The organism is Streptomyces sp. NPDC005141 (genome assembly GCF_053599975.1).
This window is the reverse complement of record NZ_JBSFYW010000065.1, coordinates 1-25,689: the sequence shown is the minus strand read 5'-3', so window position 1 is coordinate 25,689 and position 25,689 is coordinate 1. Positions and strand designations below refer to the sequence as shown.

Annotated in this window: 4 protein-coding genes; 3 read left to right on the top strand and 1 reads right to left on the bottom strand. The window is 73.2% G+C overall.

From position 1 onward, the window contains the following. Positions 1-90 precede the first annotated feature (90 nt). The gene (locus ACWD68_RS34550; protein WP_451810405.1) at positions 91-22,335 is read right to left on the bottom strand and encodes a non-ribosomal peptide synthase/polyketide synthase; all 22,245 of its coding nucleotides are present in this window, start codon (positions 22,333-22,335) and stop codon (positions 91-93) included. A 167-nt stretch (positions 22,336-22,502) separates the two neighbouring features. Between ACWD68_RS34550 and ACWD68_RS34545 the strand changes: the two genes are divergently transcribed. From ACWD68_RS34545 to ACWD68_RS34535, 3 genes are all read left to right on the top strand, one after another. Next, positions 22,503-23,549, top strand: coding sequence for a FecCD family ABC transporter permease (locus ACWD68_RS34545; RefSeq protein ID WP_451810404.1), 1,047 nt, complete (start codon positions 22,503-22,505; stop codon positions 23,547-23,549). A gap of 64 nt (positions 23,550-23,613) precedes the next feature. Next, a complete protein-coding gene (locus tag ACWD68_RS34540; RefSeq protein WP_451810427.1) occupies positions 23,614-24,669 on the top strand; it encodes a FecCD family ABC transporter permease in 1,056 nt (351 codons plus the stop codon). 4 nt (positions 24,670-24,673) lie between these two features. Further along, positions 24,674-25,582: an ABC transporter ATP-binding protein gene (locus ACWD68_RS34535; RefSeq protein WP_451810403.1), complete on the top strand. Its 909-nt coding sequence runs from the start codon at positions 24,674-24,676 to the stop codon at positions 25,580-25,582. Positions 25,583-25,689 lie beyond the last annotated feature (107 nt).

Genomic DNA, 25,689 nt, shown 5'->3' with positions numbered 1-25,689 from the left:
TTCTCTTCCTCACGATCGGTCAGCGGGTCGGGACATCAGGAGGCCGTGGGCACATGGCGCACGGGACTGCGGGGTTGTGGACATCAGGGGTCAGCGTGGCCCGGCACCGGAGCGCCGTCCCCCGGTGTCCAGGCACGCGGCCCGGATCACGAGCGCGCGCAGCGCACGGAACCAGGTCTCGGCCAGATCCTGGACCGACTCCTCGGGAAGAACCCCGGGGGCGAAGGTCCAGTGGGCGGACAGTTCGGGACCCGCGGGAAGGTCCTCTGTCAGGGCGTTGACGGTCAGGGCGTGGCTCAGGGGCATGCCCGGATCTCCGTCGAGGTCCGCCGCGTCGTCCTCGGGAGCGTAGGACCAGTCGGTGGCCTCGGGGACCCCGAAGCGGCCCATGTAGTTGAACTCGATCTGCGGGGCGCCGAGTCGGGCGAGCACCGGTCGGGTGACCGGATTGAGGTGACGCAGCAGGCCATGACCGACTCCCGCCGACGGGAGGGACGCCAGGTGTTCCCGGATCCGGGCCAGCGCCTCGTCGAGCGCGGGTCCGCCCGCGAAGGCGTCGGCCAGGTCCACCGCGCCGGGATCGAGTCGGACGGGCACGACGCTGGTGAACCAGCCGACCGTGCGCGACAGATCGGCGTTGCCCGCGAGTTCCTCCTCGCGGCCGTGGCCCTCCAGGTCCACCAGCACCCCGCCGCCGGAGTCCCCGCCCGCGCTCCGCCGCCCGCGCCAGTCGGCGACGGCCACGGCCAGGGCGGTCAGCAGCACGTCGTTGACCGTCGCTCCGAGGACGCTCGGCACTCCGCCGAGCAGCGGCGCGGTGACGTCCGCGGGCAGGGTGAGGGACAGGCTCCGCGAGGTGGCGGTGACGTCGAGCCGCGGGTCCGGCTCCCGGGTCACGGGCAGCGCGGGCGCGTCGGCCAGGATCGAGGTCCACAACGGCAGTTCGTCCTCGCGGGCCGGGTCGACGGCCCGCTCGGCGAGCAGGTGCGACCAGCGGCGGAACGACAGGTCGACCGGGGCGAGGACCGGGGTCCGCCCCGCCGAGACGTCCTGCCAGGCGGCGGCGAGGTCGGGCAGCAGGATGCGCCAGGACACGCCGTCGACGACCAGGTGGTGGACGAGCAGGAGCAGTCGTCCGGGTGTGCCGGGGCCCGCGTCGAACCAGACGCCCCGCACCATCCGCCCGGCGTCAGGGTCGAGGCCGTCCTGTGCCGCGCGGGCGTGTTCGCCCACGGCGGTGCGGAGCGCCGGTTCGTCGGCGCCGGCCACGTCCACACGGAGCAGCCAGGACGCCGGGTCCACGCTGCCGGGCTCGGGCACCTGGAGCGACCACTCCTCGGCGCCGGCGACGCCGGTCCGCTCCAGGCGTGCTCGCAGCAGATCGTGCCGGTCGGTGACGGACCGGAGTACGGCGTGCAGGCCGGCCAGGTCCAGGGCCGCGGGCGTCCGCACGAACGCGGCCTGGTGGTAGCCCGCGATCGGACCGCCCAGTTCCCGCAGCGCGTGCATGATCGGCGTCAGCGCCACGGCGCCCGAGCCGTCGTCGTGCGCCGGGCTGCCGGCCCCCGGGTCCAGTTCCACGGCGACGGCGGCCAGGGCGGCGACCGTCCGGTGCTGGAACACCTGGCGCGGAGTGACCCGCAGCCCGGCGGCGCGCGCCCTGCTCACCAGCTGCATGGCGACGATGCTGTCGCCGCCGAGGGCGAAGAAGTCGTCGTCGGTGCCGATCTCGGGCAGCCCCAGCACCTCGGCGAAGTGGGCGCACAGGGTGCGTTCCCGATCGTTCGCGGGTTTGCGGCCGCCCACGGTGAGGGTGAACTCGGGGACCGGGAGGGCCTTGCGGTCGAGCTTGCCGTTGGACAGCAGCGGCAGCTCGTCCAGGATCAGTACGGCGGCCGGGACCATGTAGTCCGGCAGCGCGGAGGCCATGTGCGCGCGCAGTCCGGCCGGGTCCGGGGTGGGGGCACCCTCGGCGGGAACGACGTACGCGGCCAGCTGCTTGGCCCTCGGCCGGTCCTCGCGCGCGACGACCACGACCTGCCCCACGCCCACGTGCCGGTCCAGCACGGCCTCGATCTCGGCGAGTTCGATGCGGAAGCCGCGGATCTTGACCTGGTCGTCGGCGCGCCCGAGGTAGTCGAGCTGTCCGTCGTCGCTCCAGCGCGCCAGGTCGCCGGTGCGGTACATCCGGGTGCCGGGAGGGCCGTACGGGTCGGCGACGAACCGCTCGGACGTCAGGTCCGGCCGGCCGAGGTAGCCGCGGGCCAGTCCCTGCCCCGCGAGGTACAACTCTCCTGTCACGCCGGGCAGTACGGGCCGCAGGGCCGCGTCCAGCACATAGGCGCGGGTGTTGGCGACCGGTCGGCCGACCAGGGGCCGGTCGCTCTCGCCGACGCGGGCGACGAGGACGTCGACGGTGGCCTCGGTGGGCCCGTAGAGGTTGAACGCGGCGGTGGACTCCAGCGCCGCGAGTTGGTTCCAGAGCGCGTCGGGCACGGCCTCGCCGCCGACGCCGACCACCGCGAGCGGGCAGGCCCCGTCCTTGATCAGGCCCGTGTCGGCCATCTGGGCGAGGAAGGAGGGGGTGACCTCGATGAAGTCCAGCCCCTGGGTCCGGATCGCCTCGGCCGTGAGCTCCGGATCGCGGCGGGTCTCGTCGTCCAGGATGTGCAGGGCGTGCCCGTCGAGCAGCCACAGCTGCGGCTGCCAGGACGCGTCGAAGGAGAACGACCAGGCATGGCCGACCCTGAGCCGGCGCCGGCCGGTGATGTCCTTGGCGAGGTCGTGGAGCGTGCGCCGGTGGCTGTGGAAGAGGTTGACCACGCTGTGGTGGCAGACCACGACTCCCTTGGGGCGGCCGGAGGAGCCGGAGGTGTGGATGACGTAGGCCGGGTGGTAGGGGTCGGGTCCGGACGCCGGGTTCTCGCCGGACCGGGCGGCCAGCCGTGCGGCGGTCTCCGCCGAGTCGAGTGTCAGCCGGGGTACCTCGCTGTCCGGGAGGTGCGCCGCCAGCGCTTCGGTGGTGAGGACGAGCCGGGGCCGGGCGTCCGCGAGCATGGCGAGGACGCGCTCCGCGGGAAGGTCCGCGTCGATGGGCAGGTAGGCCGCACCCGCCTTCATGACCGCGAGGATCGCGGTCATGTGGTCCGCCGTGCGCGGCAGGGACAGGGCGACGATCTCCTCGGGTCCGGCGCCGTGTTCGGCCAGCAGCCCGGCGACCCGGTTCGCGCGGTCGTTCAGCTCGCCGAAGGTCCAGGTGACCGGGCCCGAGACCACGGCGATGGCGTCGGGGTCCTCGGCGACCCGCGCCTCGAAGAGCGCGGGGACGGTCGTCGGCGCGCCGGGGACGACCGGAAGGGCGGTGTCGTTCCAGGTCTCCAGGACGGTGTGCCGGTCCTCGGCGGTGAGGAGGTCGATCCGGCCGAGCGGCTGTCCGGCGTCGGCGGTCATCGCCTCGAAGAGGCGGACCATCGCGGCCGAGATCCGCTCGACCATCACGCGGCCGAAGAGGTCGGTGCGGTACTCGGCCGTGAGCGTCAGCCGCTCGGCGGGCTCGACGGCCCAGGCGAACGGGTAGTGCGTCGAGTCCTGGTGGTCGCGCACCCGCGTGCGCAGTCCGTCGTCGGCCCCGAGTCCCGGTCCCCCGGCGTCGGGATAGGACTCGAAGACGATGAGCGTGTCGAACAACTCGCCCAGGCCCGCCCGTCGTTGGATGTCGGACAGGCCGACGTGCTGATGCGCGATGAGCTGCGACTGTTCGTCCTGGAGGCGGTCGAGGAACGCGGACAGCGGCTCCCGGTCGTCGACCCGCACCCGTACGGGCACGGTGTTGATGAACAGGCCGATCATCGACTCCACACCGTCCAGCTCCGGCGGCCGTCCGGAGACGGTGGCGCCGAAGACGACGTCGGTGCGTCCGGTGAGCCGGGACAGGACGATGCTCCAGGCTCCCTGGACCAGAGTGTTGACGGTCAGGCCGCGGGAGCGGGCGAGTGCCGTCATTGCCTCGGTCAGCTCCGGGGTCAGCAGCGTGGTTCGGGTCTCCGGCACGGCCGGTGTCCGGCCGGGGTCGGCGGGCACGAGGTGGGTGGGCTCCTCCAGGCCCTCCAGGGCTCCCGCCCAGGCGGCGGCCGAAAGCTCGACGTCCTGACGGCCGAGCCAGGCCAGGTGGTCGCGGTACGGCGCCGGTTCGGGGAGTTCCCTGCCCGCGTACAGCTCGGACAGCTCGCGGACGAGCTGCGGCACCGACCAGCCGTCGAGGAGCACGTGCTGGTGGGACAGGACCAGCCGGTGCGCCGTCGGCCCGACCTTGGCCAGCATGCAGCGCAGCAACGGCGGCTCGGCCGGGTCGAACCGGCGCCGCTCCTGGGCCAGGCAGTGCGTCCAGCGCTCCTCGCGGGCTGTGTCGTCCCGTTCCGACAGGTCGACCTGCCGCCAGGGCAGCACGGCCGTGCGCGGCACCACGGCGACGGGACGGCCCGAGGACAGATAGCGGAAGCCGGCCCGGAGGTTGGCGTGCCGGTCGAGCAGTGCCTGACCGGCACGGCGCAGACGGCCGGTGTCCAGCGGGCCGTCGATGTCGTAGGACACCTGGACGGTGTAGACGTCGGGGCCCTCCGCACCGGAATCGAAGGAGGCGTGGAAGAGCAGGCCCGCCTGGAGCGGCGACAGCGGCAGCGCTTCGGCGGCCCCGAACCCGGAAAGTTCGGCGCGCTCGTCGTCGGTGAGTGCCGCGAACAGCTCGTCGTCGGACACGGTGTCGGCGCGCGCCGCCAGGTCACCGGCGACGGCGGCCAGCCCGGCGGCCGTCTTGTGCCGGAACACGTCACGGGGGCTGATCGCCAGTCCGGCGGCGCGTACCCGGGCGACGAGTTGCATCGCGACGATGCTGTCGCCGCCGAGGGTGAAGAAGTCGTCCTCGACACCGACCCGTTCGAGGCCCAGGACGGCGGCGAACAGGCCGCACAGCAGGGTCTCTCGTGCGGTGCGCGGCCGGGTGTCGGTGGTCGCGACCGCGAAGTCGGGCGCGGGCAGGGCCTTTCGGTCCAGCTTGCCGTTCGGGGTGAGCGGCAGCGCGACGAGCGCGACGAAGGCGGCCGGGACCATGTGCTCGGGCAGTGCGGCGGCGAGGTGGGCGCGCAGGTCCGCGGAGTCGGGGGTCCGGTCCGGGGCCGGGACGACGTAGGCGACGAGCCGCTGTTCGCGGGCCACGACGGCGGCGTGGGCGACCGTCTCGTGCCGGGCGAGGGCCGCCTCGATCTCGCCGGGTTCGACACGGAAGCCGCGGACCTTGACCTGGTCGTCGGTGCGGCCGAGGTATTCGACGTCACCGGCGGCGGTCCATCGGGCGAGGTCGCCGGTGCGGTACATGCGGGTGCCGGGAGGGCCGTACGGATCGGCGAGGAACCGTTCGGCGGACAGCGCGGGCCGGTCGAGATATCCCCGGGCCAGCTGGGCGCCCGCCAGGTACAACTCCCCCGCCACGCCCGGCGGGACCGGGCGCAGCGCGCCGTCCAGTACGTACAGCCGGGTGTTCCACACCGGCCTGCCGATCGGGACGCGGCCCGCGCCGGGCCGCACCTGGGCCGCGGTGACGTCGACGGACGCCTCGGTCGGTCCGTAGAGGTTGTGCAGTTCGGCCGGAAGGAGGGTGGGGAAGCGGTCGGCGAGGTCGGTGGGCAGGGCCTCGCCGCTGCAGATCACGCGGCGCAGACCGGTGCACCGTGCGGCCGAGGGTTCGTCCAGGAAGGCGCGGAGCATCGACGGAACGAAGTGGGCGGTGGTGATGCCCTGTTCCTGGATCAGTCCGGCGAGGTAGGCCGGGTCCTTGTGGCCGTCCGGACGGGCGACGACCAGGGTCGCCCCGGTGATCAGCGGCCAGAAGAACTCCCACACCGACACGTCGAAGCCGGCGGGGGTCTTCTGCAGGACGCGGTCCGTGGCGGTCAGCCCGTACTGGTCCTGCATCCACAGCAGGCGGTTGACGATGCCCTGGTGCGGCACCACCACTGCCTTGGGGCGGCCGGTGGAGCCGGAGGTGTAGATGACATAGGCGGGGTTCAACGGAGCGCAGGAGGACGGAAGTTCCCCTTCCGGCCCGTCCGGCAGGGCGTTGTCGATGACGCACACCGGGCGGGCGTCCTCGAGCATGAACGCGCGGCGCTCCGGCGGGTGGTCGGCGTCGAGCGGCAGATAGGCGGCCCCGGTGCGCTGCACCGCGAGGAGGGCTACGACGAGGTCCGGCGAGCGCGGCAGCGCGACGGCCACCGTGCGCTCGGGGCCGGCGCCGAGCCCGGCCAGCACGCGCGCGGTGTGCTCGACGCGGGCGTCCAAATCCGCGTACGTCAGCCGCTGTTCACCGAAGACCAGGGCGGGCGCGTCGGGTGTCCTGGCCGCCTGGGCGCGGAACAGCCGCGGAAGGGTCGTCGGCGGCACCTCGTGCGCGGTGTCGTTCCACCGCTCCACGACGAGCAGGCGCTCGGGCTCGTCCAGGACGTCGAGGTCCCGCACCGGCCGTGCGGGGTCGGTGGCGACCTGCTCCAGCAGCCGGACCAGCCGGTGCGCGAGCCGTTCGGCCGTGGCGTGGTCGAACAGGTCGGCGCTGTACTCGATCCAGCCCTGGATGCCCGCGCCTTCGCCCTGCTCGATGAAGTCGAAGCTCAGATCGAACTTGGCGCTCTGCTGCCCCAGTTGCTCGCGCCGGGCGGTCAGGCCCGGGAAGTCCGGGGTGCTGCCCGGTTCGCTCAGGTGGACGACCATCACCTGGAAGAGCGGGTGGCGGGCGAGGGAGCGTTCCGGGTTGAGGGCCTCGACGAGCCGCTCGAAGGGCAGGTCCTGGTGGTCGTACGCCGCGAGGTCGGTCTCGCGCACCCGGCGCAGGAGTTCGGTGAATCCGGGTGCGCCGGACAGGTCGGTGCGCAGGACCAGCGAGTTGACGAAGAACCCGACCAGATCCTCCAGTCCTTCGTCGCCGCGTCCGGAGACGGGGGCGCCGAGGGGGATGTCGTCGCCCGCGCCGAGCCGGTGGAGCAGCGCTGCCACGGCGGCCTGGGCGACCATGAACATGCTGGCGCCCTCGCCGCGGGCCAGGTCCCGCAGAGCCCGTTCCAGTTCCGGGGAGAGGGTGAAGCCGACGGTGCCGCCCGCGTGGCCGGACTCGCGGGGGCGCGGCCGGTCGGTGGGCAGCGTCAGCTCCTCGGGCAGACCGCGCAGCCGCTCGGTCCAGTGGGCGAGCAGTTCGTCGCCGCCGCCCGCCAGCAGTTCGTCCTGCCAGAGGGTGTAGTCGGCGTACGTCGCCGGGAGCGGGGCCCAGTCGGGGGCGTGGCCGGCGGTGCGGGCCGCGTAGGCCGTGCCGAGGTCGGCGAGCAGCGGCCGGTCCGACCACTCGTCGGTGGCGATGTGGTGGAGCAGGAGGAGCAGGATGTGCTCGTCCGGGCCGGTCTCGAACAGGGTGACGCGCAGCGGGAGTTCGGTCGCCAGGTCGAAGCAGTGGGCGGCGGCCTCGGCGAGCCGGTCGGCGGGTTCCGTTGCGATGGTGACGCGCGCCTGGTCCGGTTCCAGGATGTGCTGGTGGGGCAGGCCGTCGGGGTCGGTGGGGAAGACCGTGCGCAGGGTGGCGTGCCGGGCGACGAGGTCGTCCACCGCCGCCTCCAGCGCCGCACGGTCCAGGGCGCCGGTGAGCCGCCAGGCGGCCGGAATGTTGTAGGCGGGTGTCGGTCCGTCAACCTGGTGGAGCAGCCACAGGCGGCGCTGGGCGGAGGAGAGGGGCAGCCGTTCGGGCCGGGCCCGGTCGGCGGTGAGCGCCGGGCGGGCGGCCGTACGCGTTTCGTCCAGGCGGGCGGCGAGCCGGGCCACGGTGGGCGCGTCGAAGACCGTGCGCAGCGACACCTCGGCGTCCAGGGTGGTACGGACGCGGCTGACCAGGCGCATCGCCAGCAGCGAGTGTCCGCCCAGCGCGAAGAAGTCGTCGTCGATGCCGACGCGGTCCACGCCCAGCACGGCGGCGAACTGCTCGCACAGCAGTTCCTCGCGGGGACTGCGCGGCAGGCGCCCGCCCGCCGTCGCCGTGATGTCGGGTGCGGGAAGGGCCGCGCGGTCCAGCTTGCCGCTGATCGTGCGGGGCAGCGCGTCGAGCGGGACGAAGGCGGCGGGCAGCATGTGCTCGGGCAGTCCGGCCGCCAGGTGGGCGCGCAGCGACGCCGGGTCGATCGAGCCGGACCCGGCGGGAACGACGTACGCGACGAGCCGGCGCATACCGGGTGTGTCCTCGCGGACGACGACGGCCGCCGCGGCGATCGTCGGGTGGGCGGTGACGGCGGACTCGATCTCACCGGGTTCGATGCGGAAGCCACGCAGCTTGACCTGGTCGTCGGCGCGGCCGAGGAACTCCAGGGTGCCGTCGGTGCGGCGCCTGACGAGGTCGCCGGTGCGGTACATGCGCTCGCCGGGCGCGCCGATTGGGTCGGCGACGAATCGCTCGGCGGTGAGGGCCGGGCGGCCCAGATAGCCACGGGCCAGGCCCTCGCCCGCGAGGTACAGCTCGCCGGGGACGCCGACGGGCGCGGTGCGCAGCCGGTCGTCGAGGACATGGGCGCGGATGTTGTCGAGGGGCGCGGCCCAGGCGGGGCGGCCGGTGCCGCCGCCGTGCCAGCCGTACGCGTCGACGGCGCACTCGGTCGGCCCGTACAGGTCGTGCACGGCGGTGCCGGGCAGGGCGTCCAGCCGCTGCCACAGCGCGGCGGGGGTGGCCTCGCCGCCCACCGCGACGACGGCCGGAATCCGCGTGCCGGGGGCGAGGAAGCCGTGGTGGAGCAGTTCGCGCAGGTACGTCGGGGTGAGGTCGACGAAGTCGATGGCCCGCTCGTCCAGGGTGGCGAGCAGCGCGGCGGGGTCGAGCACGGTGCTCTCGTCGGCGATGTGCAGTTCGTGTCCGGCCAGCAGCCACAACAGCGGCTCCCAGGACCCGTCGAAGCTGAACGAGGCGGCGTGCAGGGCCCGCAGGACGTTCCGGCCGGTGTCCTCGACGGCGGGTGCGATCAGGTCGCGCAGATGGGAGGCGAACAGGTTGCCCAGCCCGCGGTGGGTGCCGATCACGCCCTTGGGGGTGCCGGTGGAACCGGAGGTGTAGATCGTGCAGGCGGCGGACCGCGGGTGGTACGTGCGCGGCGGCAGGTCGTCGGCGGACGGCAGCGGGGTGTCGAGGAACAGCGGCTCGAGACCGGCCCGTTCGGGCAGCCGGTCGGCCAGCGCGGTGGTGGTGAGCAGGCAGACCGGTGCCGCGTCGGTGAGCATGTGCTCCAGCCGGTGGGCCGGGTGTTCGGGGTCCAGGGGCAGATAGGCGGCACCCGCGCGGAGCACTCCGAGGATCGCGGGCACCATTTCGTGGCGGGGCAGGGCCAACGCCACCACGGCACCGTCGCCTGCGCCGTGTCCGAGCAGCAGGGCGGCGATGGCGTCGACGCGGGCGGAGAGCTCGGCGAAGGTCAGGCTCCCGGCCGCGGTGACCAGGGCGGTGCGCCGGGGGTGTGCCGCAGCCGTGGCGGCGAACAGTTCGGGCACGGCCCGCGTCTCCACCGGATGGGCGGTGTCGTTCCAGGCACCCACGGCGGCCGACCGCTCGGCGTCGGTGAGCAGGTCGATCACGGCGAGGGGCAGGTCCGGGGCGTCGGCGGTCCCGCGCAGCAGCAGCAGGAGCCGTTCGGCGAGGAGCGCGGCGGTGTCCGGGTCGGTCAGGTCGGTGGCGTACTCCAGGAGCAGGACGACGCGGCCCCCGGTGCCCTCGTCGACGAAGGTGAGGTCGAGGTCGAACTTGGCGGTGCCGGTGTCCATGTCGGACCATTCGGTGGGCAGGCCCAGCAGGTCCGGGTCGCCGTCGGGGCGGTGGTGATAGCCCAGCATGACCTGGAACACCGGGTTGCGGCCGGCCACGCGCGGCGGGTTGAGCGCCTCCACGACCCGGTCGAAGGGCAGATCCTGGTGCTCGAAGGCGGCCAGGTCCGATTCCCTTACGCGCGTCAGCAGTTGACGGAACGTCAGGTCGGTACCGGAGACATCGGTGCGCAGCACCAGGGTGTTGACGAAGAAGCCGACCAGGTCGTCGAGCGCGCTGTCCGTGCGCCCCGCGATGGGCGCGCCGAGCGGGATGTCGTCACCCGCGCCCAGGCGGTGCAGCAGCGCGGCCGTGGCGGCCTGGAACAGCATGAACATGCTGGTCCCGGTCGTGCCGGACAGTTCGCGCAGCGCCTCGGCCACCTCCTGCGGCAGCTCACGGCGCAGGGTGGCGCCGAGCCCGGTGGGTTCGGCCGGGCGCGGCCGGTCCAGGGGCAGCGGCAGTTCCTCGGGAAGACCACGCAAGGACTCGGTCCAGTGGGCGAGTTGGCGCTCGCCCACCTGCTCCAGGAGGTCCGCCTGCCAGAGCGTGTAGTCGGCGTACTGCACGGGCAGCGGCGGGAGGTCCGGCTCGATGCCGGAGATCCGGGCCGCGTAGGCGGTGTCCAGGTCGGCCAGGAACGGCCGGTCCGACCACTCGTCGGTGACGATGTGGTGCAGCACCAGGGCGACGACACAGTCGCCGGGGGCGCCTCCGTCTACGCGCGCGCTCTCCCTGCCGCTCCCGACTCCGCCGCTGCCGTCCGTCGCGAGGCGGAACACCGTGGCCCGCAGGGGCAGTTCCCGTGACAGGTCGAACGGATGGCGCTGTGCCGCCTCGATGAGCGCGGGCAGCTCGGCCTCCGCGCAGTCGGTCACGGTGTACGGGAACTCCGCGTCCTGTGCGGGGAGAATGCACTGGTGGGGCTCGCCGTCGTGCTCCCCGAAGACCGTGCGGAGCGATTCGTGCCGTGCCACCACGTCGTTCAGTGCCTGCCGCAGCGCGGAGACGTCGAGTGCGCCGCGCAACCGGAAGACCAGCGGGAAGTTGTAGGCCACGCCTCCGCCGGTGATCCGCTCGACCAGCCAGAGCCGACGCTGGGCCGCGGAGAGCGGGATGCGCTCGGGCCGGTCGGCGACGGGAGTGACGGCGGGGCGCGGGGGGCGTCCGCTGTCCGCGCGGGCGGCCAGCAGTTCGGGGGTGGGGGCCTCGAAGAGATCGCGGATCGCCAGCTCCGCGCCCAGTTCGGTACGGGCGCGGCTGATCAGCCGGGTGGCGAGCAGCGAGTGTCCGCCCAGGTCGAAGAAGCCGTCCTCGGCACCGACCTCCGGCAGGCCGAGCACCTCGGCGAAGAGGCGGCAGAGCACCTCTTCCTGCGGGGTGCGCGGGCCCCGGCCGGTGCCGAGCGCGACGGCCGGCTCGGCCTCGGGCAGCGCGCGGACGTCCAGCTTGCCGTTGTCGTTCATGGGCAGCCGGTCGAGGGTGACGAAGGCGGCCGGGACCATGTAGTCGGGCAGTCGCGTCTTCAGGTCCTCGCGTACCCGGCGGATCAGGGCGTCCGCGTCGCGGGCGGCCGTCGGGGAGTTGGCGTACGGGGGTTCGCCGCCGCCGGGCCGGTAGAGCCCCGCGGTCACCCGGGCCGCCCGATCCCCTCCGCCGACTTCCTCTTCGTGCCCTTCTCCGTCCGCGCGTCCCTCACTGTGTTCGTCAATGAGCACGGCTTCGTCAATGAACACGGCTTCGTAGCAGCCGAGTTCACGTGACCAGGTGGTGAGCACCCGGTAGCCGAGGGAGGCGCCCAGCGCGTGGAGGTCCTCCGGGTCCACTCCCCCGGCCGACTCGTCACATCCGACGACGCGGCCGTCGTCCAGGGCGCGCCGCGCGGCCAGTTCGCCGAAGGTCCGGGCGTCGGGCACGGCGGTGACGCGGAGCCGCTCCGGCCGCTGTTCCCGCAGGCGGGCTTCGACAGCGGCGGAGGACCAGGCCAGGGCCGGGATTCCGGAGAGGTCGAGCGGCTCGGCGCCCTCGCGGTACAGGACGGCGTCGTAGCGGTGCCGGGACAGTTCGTTGTGGTGGTGGCCGCGCTTGGTGCGCAGGTCGACGCCGTGTCCGAGCGTGGTGAAGTAGTCCGGGTCGACAAGGAGTTCCTTCTCGAGCCGCAGCCCGCGTTCCGCCGCCTTGCGTACGGCCTCGGGGTCGGCGTCCGCCGCCGCCCGGGTGAGCTGGACTGCGGTGTGGAAGGCGTGGGCCTGCCGTGGATGGCGCACGTCGCCGACGAACAGCGCGCCACCGGCCCTCAGCAGCCGCATGGCACCCTCGATGACCTCGGTGAGGTAGTCGATGCCGGGGAAGTACTGGATGACGGAGTTGATGACGACGGTGTCGAAGTAGTCCTCGGGCAGGCCGTCCGTGTCGTGGGCGGGCCGGCAGCGCAGCTCGACCTTGGCGGCGAGTCCGGGGTCGCGCCGCAGGTCCTCTCCGAGCTTGCGGATGACGGGGGCGGCGAAGTCGGTCGCCCAGTAGGCCTCGGCCTCCGGCGCCAGACGGGAAAGGAGCAGGCCGGAGCCGACGCCGATCTCCAGGACGCGGCGCGGGCGCAGTTCCCGGATGCGGGCCACCGTCCGCTCACGCCACTCGCTCATCTCCGCGAAGGGGATGGGCTCTCCGTCGTAGCTGCTGTCCCAGCCCGCGTAGTCCTCGGTGAAAAGGGCGGTGCTGATCCGCTCGTACTCGTCGGAGTAGACGTCCTGCCACTCACCGACATGTGCCTCCGCGACCGACCGCTGTTCCTCGCCGGATCGTTCGGCGGGGACGACATAGCCGATCAGGCGCTGGGTGCCGGGTGCGGAGAGGTCGTCGCGGGCGATGACGGCGGCCTGGGCGACCCGGGGGTGCTGGGCGAGCGCGGTCTCGATCTCGCCCAGCTCCACGCGGTATCCGCGGATCTTGACCTGGTCGTCGGTGCGGCCGAGGAAGTCCAGATTGCCGTCGGGGTTGCGGCGTACGAGGTCGCCGGTGCGGTACATGCGCTCGCCGGGCTCGCCGAACGGGTCGGCGACGAAGCGCTCCGCGGTCAGGGCCGGCCGGTCGAGATAGCCGCGGGCCAGGCCGATCCCGGCGATGTACAGCTCGCCGGGTACGCCCTCGGGCACCGGCCGCAGCCAGGCGTCCAGTATGTGGGCGCGGGTGCCGCGGATGGGGCGGCCGACGGTCGGGGTGGCGCTGTCGAGGGTGCCGCCGCCGAGAGTGTTGATCGTGTACTCGGTGGGGCCGTAGAGGTTGTAGCCGTAGGTTCCCTCGGTGTCCCGGAGCCGGTTCCACACCGTCTCCGAGACCGCTTCGCCGCCGAGCAGGACCAGCGGTGGACGATGCCCCTCCAACAGGCCCTGTTCCATGAGGAGATGGGCGTAGGTGGGGGTCACGTTCACGACGTCCACCCGGTGCGTCTCGCAGTACGCGACCAGCGCCTCCGCGTCGCGCCGCAGGTCCTCGTCGCAGATGTGCACCTCATGGCCCTCGACCAGCCAGAGCAGTTCCTCCCACGACATGTCGAAGGCGAAGGAGACGGTGTGCGCGATGCGCAGCCGCCGGCCGCCGGCCGAGGCGATGGCCGGGGCGAAGATCTCCTTCTGGTGGTTGAGCTGCATGTTCGTCAGACCGCGGTACGGCGTGACGACGCCCTTCGGCCGGCCGGTGGAGCCGGAGGTGTAGATGACGTACGCGGGGTGCTCCAGGCTGAAGTGCCGCCTCGCGAAGTCCCCTGGGAGGGACGCCAGTTCGGCGGCCACGGCCGGATCGTCGAGCAGGACACGGAGGGTGTCGGCCGTGGCGCCCGCCAGTCGGGCCGAGACCGCGGCCGTGGACAGGAGCAAAGCCGGGCGGGCGTCGTCGAGCATGGTCGCGAGCCGGTCGTCCGGGTAGTCGAGTTCCAGCGGGAGATACGCGGCGCCCGTGCGCAGTACGGCGAACAGGGCGACGACCATGTCCGGCGAGCGGGGCAGGCCGAGGGCGACGACCCGCTCGGGCCCGGCGCCCCGGGCCAGCAGGAGCCGGGCCATCCGGTTGATGCGGGTGTCGAGTTCCGCGTAGGTGAGGGTGTCGTCGCCGAAGACCACGGCGACGGCGTCGGGGGTCGCCTCGGCCTGGACGGTGAGCAGGTCGGCGATGGTGTCCTCGGGGGCGGGGACACGGCTCGCGACGCGTTCGCCGGCCAGATCCGTGTGCTCGGCGGGCAGCAGCGCGTCGAGGCCGCCCACGGGAGCATGCAGATCGGCGCCGAGCCGCTCCAGCAGCAGCGTGAAGCGGTCGAGGAGGGCTTCGGCCTGAGGTCGGGCCACGACGTCGGGCCGGTGGGCCAGCATGACCTGGATGCGCCGCCCCGGGGTGACGACGAGGTTCACCGGGTAGTGGGTGGCGTCGACGTTGGCGACGGCGGTGGCGCCGTGCCGTTCCGCCAGCTCGGCGAGGCGCTCCTCGGTGTCGCTGTTGCGCAGCACGAAGAGGGTGTCGAAGAGCCGCCGGTGGCCGGTCTCGGCCTGGAGAACGCCCAGGCCCAGGTACTCGTACGGCATCACTGCCAGCCGTTCGTCCTGCACCCGGCGCAGCAGGTCGAGGACGGACTCGGCCGGGTGGTAGGCGATGCGGGCGGGGACGGTGTTGAGGAACATGCCGATGACGTGCTCGATGTCCGGCACCTCGCTCGGCCGGCCCGCGACGGTGGTGCCGAAGACGACATCGGTGCGGCCGGTCGCGGCGGCCAGGGTCAGGCCCCAGGCGGCGGTGAGCACCGAGTTGAGGGTGAGGCCGTGCCTGCGGGCCGAGTCCCGCAGACGCTCGCCGAGTTCCGGCGGAAGGACGGCGTCGAGGCGTTCCGGGATATCGGGCTCGAGGCCCTGGTCGGCGGCGGCGAGGAGGGTGGGCTCGTCGAGGCCCGCGAGGGCGGTCCGCCAGGCGCCGGTCGCGACGTCGGTGTCCTGGACCTCCAGCCAGGTCAGGTAGTCGCGGTACGAACCGGGCGCGGGCACGGCGGCGGCGTCGCCTCCGGACTCGTACAGGGCGAAGAGCTGGTCGAGGAAGATCCAGGCCGACCAGCCGTCCCACAGCAGCAGGTGGCGGCCGACGACCAGCCGGTCGCCTCGGTCGGTGCCGAGCCGGACGATCAGCATGCGGAAGAGCAGCGGGCGGGTCAGCTCGAAGCGACGCATGCGTTCGAAGTTCATCAACTCGGCCAGCCTGACGTCCTGTTCGTCGGCCGGCAGCGCGGACAGATCGACCTCTTCGAGGGGGATCTCGGGGTCCACGACGATGAACTGCACTGGCTGGCGCAGGCCTTCGCTGGTGAATCCGGCGCGCAGGCTCGGGTTGCGTTCCAGCAGCACCCTGACGGCGGTGCGCAGCCGGTCCGCGTCGAGCGGGGTGGCGAAGTCGAAGGACTCGTGGACGGTGTAGACGTCCAGGGCGCTGTTGTCGTACGTCGAGTGGAAGAACAGGCCTTCCTGGAGCGGGGCCAGCGGCCAGATGTCCTCCACCGGGCCGGGGCTGAGCCGGTGGACGCGTTCGGTCTCCTCGGCGGTGAGGGTGAAGGCCGAGCGCGGGGAGAGGGCCGGCTCGGCGCTGAGGGCCGCTGAAGCGAGTGCGGCGGGGGTGCGGTGCTCGAAGACGTCGCGGGGGTTCAGTTCCAGGCCGACCCGGCGGGCGCGGCTGGAGACGCCGATCGAGGAGATGCTGTCGCCGCCGAGCATGAAGAAGTCGTCGTCGATGCCGACTTCGTCGAGTTTCAGGACCGCGGCGAAGATCTCGGTCAGTGCGCGTTCGCGGTCGTCGCGTGGGGCGCGCGCTTCGGCCCGTACCGTTCGCGGGGCGGGGAGGGCGGCCCGGTCCAGCTTGCCGCTCGGGGTCAGTGGCAGGGCGTCCAGGACCACGCAGGCGCCGGGCACCATGGGGGCGGGCAGCGACTCCGCGAGCGCTGCCAGCAGATCGGCCGGCTCCGGTGTTCCCCCTCGGGCCGGGACGACGTAGGCGACGAGTGCGGCGCTCGCGACGGTGACGGCGGCCTGGACGACGTGGGGCTGCCGCACCAACTCGGCCTCGATCTCTCCGAGTTCGATGCGGTTGCCGCGGATCTTCACCTGGCGGTCGGTGCGCCCCAGGTACTCGATGACGCCGTCGGCGCGGCGGCGCACCAGGTCGCCGGTGCGGTACATCCGCTCGCCGGGGCCGCCGTAGGGGTCGGCCACGAAGCGCTCGGCGGTCAGGGAGGGCCGGGCGTGGTAGCCGCGGGCAAGCTGAACGCCTGTCAGATACAGCTCGCCGGGGACCCCTTCGGGGACCGGCCGCAGGCAGGAGTCGAGGACGCGCAGACCGGTGTTCCAGACCGGTACGCCGATGGGAACGGTCCCGCCGAGTACGTCGGCCGTGCCGTCGAGGGCGTGATAGGTGACGTCGACGGCGGCCTCGGTGGGGCCGTAGAGGTTGTGCAGCGGTACGCCGGTCAGGTCGCGCCAGTGCGCGGCGGCCGTGCCGGGCAGGGCTTCGCCGCTGCTGAACGCGCGGCGCAGGGAGGTCGCCCAGACGGGATCGGCGGTGATCTCCTCGGACTGGAGGAAGGCTTCCAGCATCGAGGGCACGAAGTGCAGTGTGGTGACCCGCTGTTCGCGGACGAGCCCGGCGAGGTAGGCCGGGTCGCGGTGGCCGTCGGGGCGGGCCAGGACGACGGCGGCTCCCTCGCACAGCGCCCAGAAGAACTCCCAGACGCTGACGTCGAAGCTGGCCGGGGTCTTCTGGAGCACCCGGTCGTCGGCGGTGAGACCGTACTGGCCCTGCATCCAGGCGAGCCGGTTCATGATCGCGCGATGGGTGACGACAACGCCCTTGGGGCGGCCGGTGGAGCCGGAGGTGTAGATCAGGTAGGCCGGGTCGTCGGGACCGGCCGGGTTCGGGACGCGCGCGGACCCCGCGTCGGACGGGGTGTCCAGGAGCAGTGCGCCGAGGCCCGGCACCGACGGCAGACGGGGAGCCGTGCCGGTGGTGGTGACGACCGTCGCGACCCCGGAGTCGGCCAGCATGAGGGTCACCCGGTCGGCGGGGTAGTCCATGTCGACCGGCAGGTAGGCGGCTCCGGACTTCAGCACGCCGAGCAGGGCGACCAGGAGGTCCGTCGAACGTGGCACGGCGACCGCGACGACCGTGCCGGGACCCGCGCCGCGGGCGCACAGCCGGTGCGCCAGTTCCGCTGCCCGGCGGTCGAGTTCGCGGTAGCTGAGGGTCTCGCCCGCGTAGATCGCCGCGGCGGCTTCCGGGGTGCGGGCGACCTGGGCCTCGAAGGCGGCGGCGAGCGTGGTGTCCGGGACCTGGACGGACGCTCCCATGGGGTGGGCGCCGGCCTGTTCGCGCTCGGTGAGCAGGTCGAGGCCGGCGGCGTGCTGTCCGGGGTCGGCGGCCAGGGCCCGCAGGACGAGGGTGAGCCGGTCCGCGATCCGCCGCACGGCTTCGGTGTCGAGCCGCTCCGCGTGGTGCTTGAGCCTCAGATCGAGCCGGCGGCCCGGCTTCACGATGAGCGCGAGCGGATAGTGGACGGTGTCGTGGAACTCGTGGCCCGTGAGGCGGACCGTACCGGAGGGGTCGGCGAGGCCGGTCGCGGCCGGGTAGTTCTCGAAGACGACCAGGGTGTCGAAGAGTTCGCCACTGCCCGCGTGTCCGGCGACCCGCTGGATCTCGGCGAGGCCTAGGTGCTGGTGGTCCAGCAGGCGGGTCTGCTCGTCCTGAAGGCGGCCGAGCAGACCCGCGAGGGTGTCGGCGGGCTCCCAGCGGAAGCGGGTGGGAAGCGTGTTGATGAAGAGGCCGACCATCGACTCGATGCCCTCGACCTCGGCGTCGCGGCCGGAGACCGTGGTCCCGAACACGATGTCCTGACGGGCGGTCAGCCGCCCGATCAGCAGACCCCAGGCGCCCTGCACGACCGTGCCGAGCGTGACGCCCAGTTCACGGGCGCGGGCCGCCAGGCGATCGGTGACCTGCTCGGACAGCTCGACACGGACCTGTGCGGGCTCGACCGGCCGTCCGTCGGCGGGCGCCCCGACCAGCCGGGTGGGTTCCTCCAGCCCGGCCAGAGCCGTACGCCAGGCCGCGCGGGCGGCGTCCCGGTCGGCACGCGTCAGGCCGCGCAGGTACGAGCGGTACGGGGCGACCTCGGGCAGTGCGGCCGGGGCGTCTCCGTAGGAGGCCATCAGCTCGCGGTGCAGCACGGGCAGCGACCAGCCGTCAGCAACGATGTGATGAAAGGTGAGCAGCAGACGGCTGCGGCCCTCGGCGAGGCGGACGAGCGCGCAGCGCATCAGCGGCGGTTGGGTGAGGTCGAAGCGACGGGACCGCTCATCGGCGGCCACGGCGTCGGCGAGCGGGGCCGCGACCTCCGCGTCCTGGGAGGAGAGGTCCACCTCGCGCCACGGCAGTTCCACCCCGGCGGCCACGACCTGCACGGGGCGGCCGTCGGGGAGCGGGCGGAAGCAGGACCGCAGCGGGGCGTGGCGGTCCAGGACGCGCTGGGCGGCCCGGCGCAGCGCCTCGGCGTCGACCGGCCCGGCCAGTTCGAGGGCCTGCTGCACGACGTAGGCGTCACGGTCGCCGCCGTCCACCACGGAGTGGAAGTAGAAGCCCTCCTGGAGCGGGCTCAGCGGCGTCAGGTCCTCGACCGCGAGGGGCCGCTCACCCTGGAGGGCGGCACGCTCGGCCTCGGTCAGGTCGAGCAGCGGGGTGTCGTCGGCGTCGCCGGTGTGGTCGCCGCGCTCGACGACGGCGCCGGCGAGCGCGGCGACCGTGCGGTGCCGGAACACGTCACGGGAGCTGATGCGCAGGCCTGCCTTGCGTGCCCGCACGAGGAGTTGGATGGCGGTGATGCTGTCGCCGCCGAGCGCGAAGAAGTCGTCGTCGATGGTGGCCGAGTCCAGGCCCAGCACCTCGGCGTAGGCGGAGCACAGCAGTTCCTCACGGCTGTCGCGCGGTGCGCGTCCGGAGCTGAGGGCGCCGTAGTCCGGGGTGGGGAGCGCGGCGGCGTCGAGTTTGCCGCTGGGGGTGACCGGCAGGCGGTCGAGGGGGGCGAGGGCCGCCGGGACCATGTACTCCGGGAGTTGTCCGGCCATGTACGAACGCAGGTCCCTCATCAGGGAGTTCACGTCCCGGAAGGGGGCCGGCCGGTTGGCCCGGGGGACGGCGCCGTTCGGCTCGTACAGCCCGGCGAGCGGTGATTCGCCGGGGGCGAAGTGCACGTCGAGGCTGCCGTCGTCGGCGGTGCCGTTCCAGGTGACGGCGACGCGGTTGCCGTGACGGGCTCCGAGGGCGTGGAAGGCCTCCGGGTCGGGGGCGTCGGCGGGTGCCGGAGTGCGGCTGCTGTCGTCGAGGGCGGCCAGTGCGGCCAGGTCCTCCGTCAGACGTGCGTTGGGGACGCCGGTGATCCGGAACGGAGCGCGGCCGTCGGCGAGGAGCGCGTCGACGGCGTCGAGGCCGCTCAGCTCGGACCACGCGGCGGAGTGCGGGGCTTCGTCGGCCGCCGGCGCGGGGACGCCGTCGGCCCGCTTGCGCAGGACCACGTCGTACCGGTACCTGGTCAGCTCGTTGTGGTGACTGCCGCGCTTGACACGGATGTCGGCGTCGAAGCCGTCCAGGGCGGCGAAGAAGTCCGGGTCGAGGAGCAGTTCGCCCTCCCAGGCCACCGAGCGTTCGACGGCGGCGCGCAGGGCCTGCTTGTCCCGCGGGTCGCCGGCCCGGCGGGCCTCCACCGCTGCGCGCAGGCAGCTCAGGAGGCGGGCGTTGCGGACGTCGCCGATGAACAGGCTGCCGCCCGGCGCCAGCAGTTCCCCGGCGGCGCGGAGCACGTCGGCGAGGTAGTCGGCGCCGGGGAAGTACTGGGCGACGGAGTTGAGGACGACGGTGTCGAAGTGGTCGCGCGGCAGACCGGTGGTGTCGTGGGCGGGGCGGGCGCTGAGCCTGACGCGCTCGGTGAGCCCGTCCACGGCCTCCACCTGGGTCCGCAGGGCGCGCACCGCTTCCTCGGAGAGGTCGGTGCCCCAGTACTCCTCGCAGCCGGGCGCCACGCGGGAGAGGATGAGGCCGCTGCCGACGCCGATCTCCAGGACCCGGCGCGGCGCCAGTTCCTCGATGCGGGTGATGGTGGCGTCGCGCCACTCCCGCATCTCCCGGACGGGAAGGGGCCGGCCGTCGTACATGCTGTTCCAGCCCGCGAAGTTCTCACGGAAGCCCGCCGGCGTGCCGTCGTGGGCCCCGGCATCGTCGCGGGGTGCCCCGGCGCCGTCCTGGTCGCCCTCGGTTCCCGCGGCGGAGTAGAGCAGTTCGTGGAGGTCCTTCCACGCCTGGACCTGCTCGGCGGCGCCGCGGTCCGGCCCGGCGTCCAGGGAGGGGACGACATAGGCGGCGAGCCTGCGGTCGCCGGGCCGGTCCTCGCGGATCACGACCGCGGCCTGGTCGACGGCGGGGTGGCCGCGCAGGACCGACTCGATCTCGCCCGGTTCGATACGGAAGCCGCGGATCTTCACCTGGGAGTCGGCGCGGCCGAGGAACTCCAGGCGCCCGTCGGCCTTCCAGCGCACGAGGTCGCCGGTGCGGTACAGCCGCTCGCCGGGTTCCCCGAACGGGTCGGCGACGAACCGCTCGGCGGTCAGGTCGGGCCGTCCGAGATAGCCGCGGGCAAGGCCGGCGCCGCCGAGGTACAGCTCGCCCGCGACGCCCGCCGGAACGGGGTTCAGCCGGGCGTCGAGGACGTAGGCCCGGGTGCCCGGATCGGGCACGCCGATGGGCACGATCGTGCCGGCGGGTATGTCGGGGTCGCACAAGCCGAGGGTGGAGTTGGTGGTGGCCTCGGTGGGGCCGTACGCGTTGAACATCATCCGGCCGCGGGCGTAGCGGCCGACCAGTTCGGGCGAGACCCGCTCGGTGCCGGCGAGCAGGGTGGCGGGCGGGAGTTCGACGTCCTCGGGCATGGCGGCGAGCAGGGCCGGCGGGAGGATCATGAAGGTGATGCCGTGGGCGTGGGCGTAGTCGGCGAGCGGCGCTCCCGGAACGCGCAGTTCGGTGGGTACGACCACGAGCCGGCCGCCGGAGAGCAGGCCGAGGCACAGATCCCAGAAGGCGACGTCGAAGCTCGGTGAGGCGAACTGGAGCACACGGCTGTGCGGTCCGATCCCGAACCGCTCGGTCTGGGTGGCGACCAGTTTGGCGACGCCTGCGTGGGAGAGCACCACGCCCTTGGGGCGACCGGTGGAACCGGAGGTGTAGATCACGTAGGCGGCGCCCGCGACCGACAGCGGACCCCGGTCGGAGTCCCCCGGGTCGTGGACCGGGCTCGCCGCCAACTCCCGCACGGTGTCGGGCGCGTCGAGGATCACGCGGTCCATGCCCTGGCACGGCGGGATGTCGGCGGCGACCCCGGCGGTGGTGATCAGGCAGGCCGGGGAGGCGTCGGCCAGCATGTAGGAGATGCGGTCGGCCGGATAGTCGGTGTCGACGGGGAGGTAGGCGGCGCCCGCCTTGAGCACCGCGACCTCGGAGATGATCAGGTCGGCGGAGCGGGGGACCGCGAGGGCCACGACGCGTTCGGGCCCGGCGCCGCGGGCGATCAGGGTGTGGGCCAGCCGGTTGGCGCGCTCGTCGAGTTCGGCGTAGGTCAGGCGGGTGTCCTCGAAGACCAGCGCCACGGCGTCCGGCCGCAGGCGCACCTGTTCGGCGAACATCTCCGGCCAGGTGCGGGAGGGAACGCCGTGCCCGGTGTCGTTCCACTCCCCCACGACACGGTGCCGCTCCTCGGCGCCGAGCAGCTCCAGTTCACCCACGGGGGTGTGCGGCCGGGCGAGGGCGTCGGCCAGCAGGGTCGCGTAGTGGCCGGCCATGCGGAGGGCCGTCGCCTCCCCGAACAGGTCCTGACGATAGGTCAGCTGCAGTTCGTCCGGGCCGACTTCGAGTGCCAGGTCCAGCGGGGGCTGCGGGCCGGCCGACCCGGTGGCTGCCGGCCCGGTGGCTGCCGCCGCACCGATGTCCGTTCCGAGCTCCGCGCTGAACGCCGTGTTGAAGAGGAGACCTCCGCCGCGGGTCGGTTCCGGACGCAACTGCGCGACCAGCCGCTCGAGTTCAAGTCGATGGGCGCGCGCCTCCGCGCATGCGGCCGCCACCCGGCCCGTCAGTTCGGCGAATCCGGTGCCGCCGTCCAGAGCGACCCTGACCGGGAGCCCTTCGTACCCGACGGTGATGTCGTGCGCGCCGCCGTAGCGGTACAGCAGCGCCACGTACGCGGCCAGCAGGGTCGTCTCGTCGGCCGGGTGCGCGAGCGCGCGGCCCAGGGTCCGCCGCTCACCGGCGGTGTGCGCCGGGTACGGGAAGTCGACGGGCAGAGCGGTCTCTTGGGGGAGCGGATCGAGCCGCCGACGCCAGTACGCCGCCACATCGCCATCCACACCCGACACACGATCTTCGATAGCGGACACAGGTGACCGTGCCTCCCCAACGCGCGGAACCGGCTGAGCCGGAGGACCGCGGCCATACTAAGGTAAGGATTACCTAACCAAAAGAGCCTGGTCTCGGCATACCCGAGTCGCACCACTACGATTAAGGCCTGCCTAACCTAAGGGAGTTGGCCGTTGGAGACCGCAAGGTGACCGGGGGCAAGCACATACGCCCGGTCTTTCTCGTGACACTGCTGAGTACGGTCCTGGCCGGACTCTGCCTGCTGTCCGTCGCCGTGGGCGCGGCCGGAATTCCCCTGGACGAGGTGGTCCGGGCGCTGTTCGGTCATCCGCCCAGCCGACTCGTGGACAACATCGTCTGGACGGCACGTGTCCCCCGCACGACGCTCGGGCTCACCGCCGGAGCGGCCCTGGGGCTGGCCGGCGCGCTCATGCAGGCGCTGACCCGCAATCCGCTCGCCGACCCGGGAGTGCTCGGGGTCAGCGCCGGCGCCTCCTTCGCCATCGTGATGGCCGTCGGAGTGCTCGGCCTCGGCTCCTTCTACGGATACGTCTGGTTCGCCTTCGCGGGCGCCCTCGCGGCGAGTGTGCTGGTCTACTTCCTCGGCAGACTGGGACGCTCCGGTCTGACGCCGGTCAAACTGGCCCTCGCGGGTGTCGCCGTGACCTCGATGCTCTCCTCCCTGACGAGCGCGATCGCGCTCACCGACCCCGACGCCCTCGACCGCTACCGGTTCTGGTCGGCGGGCTCCATGGCCGACCAGGACGCCGCCACGGTACTGCGGATCCTGCCCTTCCTCGGTGTGGGGACGGTCCTGGCACTGGCCTGCGCCCCGGCTCTCAACAGCCTGGCCCTGGGCGACGACGTGGCCGCCTCGCTCGGGCGCCGGCTGGGTCTGGTCCGGCTCCAGGGGGTCGCCGCGATCACGCTGCTCACCGGTGCGGCCGTCGCGGTCATCGGCCCCGTCGTCTTCATCGGACTCGTCGTCCCGCACATCGCCCGGGTGCTCGCCCGCTCGGCGGGACTCGGCCCGGACCATCGCTGGCTGCTGCCGCTGTCGGGGATCCTCGCGCCCTGCCTGCTGCTGACCGCCGACATCGTCGGGCGACTCGTCGCCCGTCCCACCGAGGTCCAGGCGGGTGTCATCGTCGCCTTCATCGGTGGCCCCTTCTTCATCGCCCTGGTCCGCCGTCAGCGCCTGGCGGAGGTGTAACGTGCGCGAATCCGTCTCCGCCGCACGCTCCACGAACTCCGCCCCGGACAAGGCCGGTTCGGCCCTGTCGCCCCTCCCCTCATCGTTCCGCGCCTACCGCCTGGCCGTTCCGCCCGTCTCGGGGATCCTGCGGCCCCGGCTGGTCGTGCTGTGCTCGGTGCTGGGCATCGGCGCCTTCCTGCTGTTCTGCTGGGGTCTGACGATCGGCGACTATCCGGTCGCCTTCGCGGACGTCGTACGCGCCCTGGGCGGCTCCGGTGACCCCGGCACCGTCCTGGTCGTCCAGGATCTTCGGCTGCCGCGCGCTCTCGTCGGACTGCTGGCCGGGATCGCGTTCGGCGTCTCCGGAGCGCTGTTCCAGACCATGACGCGCAATCCGCTGGCCAGTCCCGACATGATCGGCCTCACCCAGGGGGCCGGGACCGCCGTGGTGGCGGGCATCGTCCTCGGGTGGGACGGGGGCCTGGGCACCCAGACCCTCGGACTGTTCGGCGCACTGGCCACGGCCCTGCTCGTCTATCTGCTCGCCTGGCGGCGCGGTACCACCGGATACCGCATCATCCTCGTGGGCATCGGCGTCTCCTGGATGTGCGCGAGTGCCACCGACTACCTGATGGCCAAGGGCGGGCGGTTCGAGGCACAGGCCGCCCTCGGCTGGCTGGTGGGCAACCTCAACGGCCGTACCTGGGCCGAGACCCGTCCCCTGGTCGCCGCACTGGCGGTACTGCTGCCGACGGCCCTCCTGTTCGGCCGGCTGCTGCGCACCCTCCAGCTCGGCGACGAGGTCGCCACCGGCCTCGGCACCCGGGTGCAGCTCGTGCGGCTCGCCATCCTGCTGACCGGGGTCGGACTGATCGCCTTCGCCACCGCGGCGGCCGGCCCCGTCGCCTTCGTCGCGCTCGCCGCTCCGCAGATCGCCCAGCGCCTGGCCCGTACCGCCTGGCCGCCCACCGTCGCCTCGGGGCTCACCGGAGCACTGGTGGTGCTGGGCAGCGACCTCATCGCCCGCAGACTCATCTCCGGCACGGAACTCCCGGTCGGCATCGTCACCGGCGTCCTCGGCGCGCCGATCCTGCTCTGGCTGCTCGTCCGCGCCAACCGCGCGGGTTCAGGAGGTTGATCCCATGTCGGCTGATCCCGTGTCGGTTGATTCCCCGCCCGGTCCCCTGCCGGACGGTCCCCTGACGGCGGGCCGTGTGCCCGGCTCGGGCCCGGACCTGCGGGCGAGCGGCCTGCGGCTGGCCTACGACAGCCGGCCGGTGGTGGACGGCCTGGACCTCGCCGTCCCTCCGGGCCGGATCACCGCGATCGTCGGCGCCAACGCGTGCGGCAAGTCCACGCTGCTGCGGGCCCTGGCCCGGCTGATGGCGCCCCGCACGGGCACCGTCCAGCTGGACGGCCGGGCGCTGCACTCCATGCCGTCGAGGGAACTCGCGCAGCGGCTCGGCATCCTGCCGCAGAGCCCCGTCGCACCCGAGGGACTCACCGTCGTCGACCTGGTCAACCGCGGCCGCTCACCGCACCAGACCTGGTGGCGGCAGTGGTCGAGGGCGGACGAAGAGGCCGTGCGGCAGGCGCTGGCCGCCACAGGCATGACCGACCTCGCCGACCGGCCCGTCGACGAACTCTCCGGCGGACAGCGCCAGCGCGCCTGGATCGCCATGGCCGTCGCGCAGGGCACCGAGGTCCTGCTCCTCGACGAACCGACGACCTATCTGGACCTGGCCCACCAGATCGACGTACTGGACCTGATCACCGACCTCAACCGGCGGGAGCACCGGACCGTCGTGATGGTGCTGCACGACCTCAACCAGGCCTGCCGGTACGCCGACCACGTCGTCGCCATGAAGTCCGGGCGGATCGCGGCCGAGGGTTCCCCGGCCGAGGTCATCACCGTCAGGACCGTGGAGGACGTCTTCGACCTCACCTGCCGGATCACCACGGACCCGGTCAGCGGCACCCCGCTGGTCATTCCGATGGGACGGCATCACGGAGCGCCCTCGCTGGAGACCGCGGCGCAGGCGGCCGACTGAACGGGCAGCACCTGTTCCTCCCGCCCTTCCCGGGTTCGGCCGGTCGCGCCGAGCACCGTCACCATCGAGGCCCAGAGCAGCAACGGCGAGGGCGGCACCGGCACGGG

Coding starts and splice junctions, on each gene's coding strand:
- ACWD68_RS34535 (WP_451810403.1), top strand. CDS start 24,674: ATGTCGGCTGATCCCGTGTCGGTTGATTCCCCGCCCGGTCCCCTGCCG.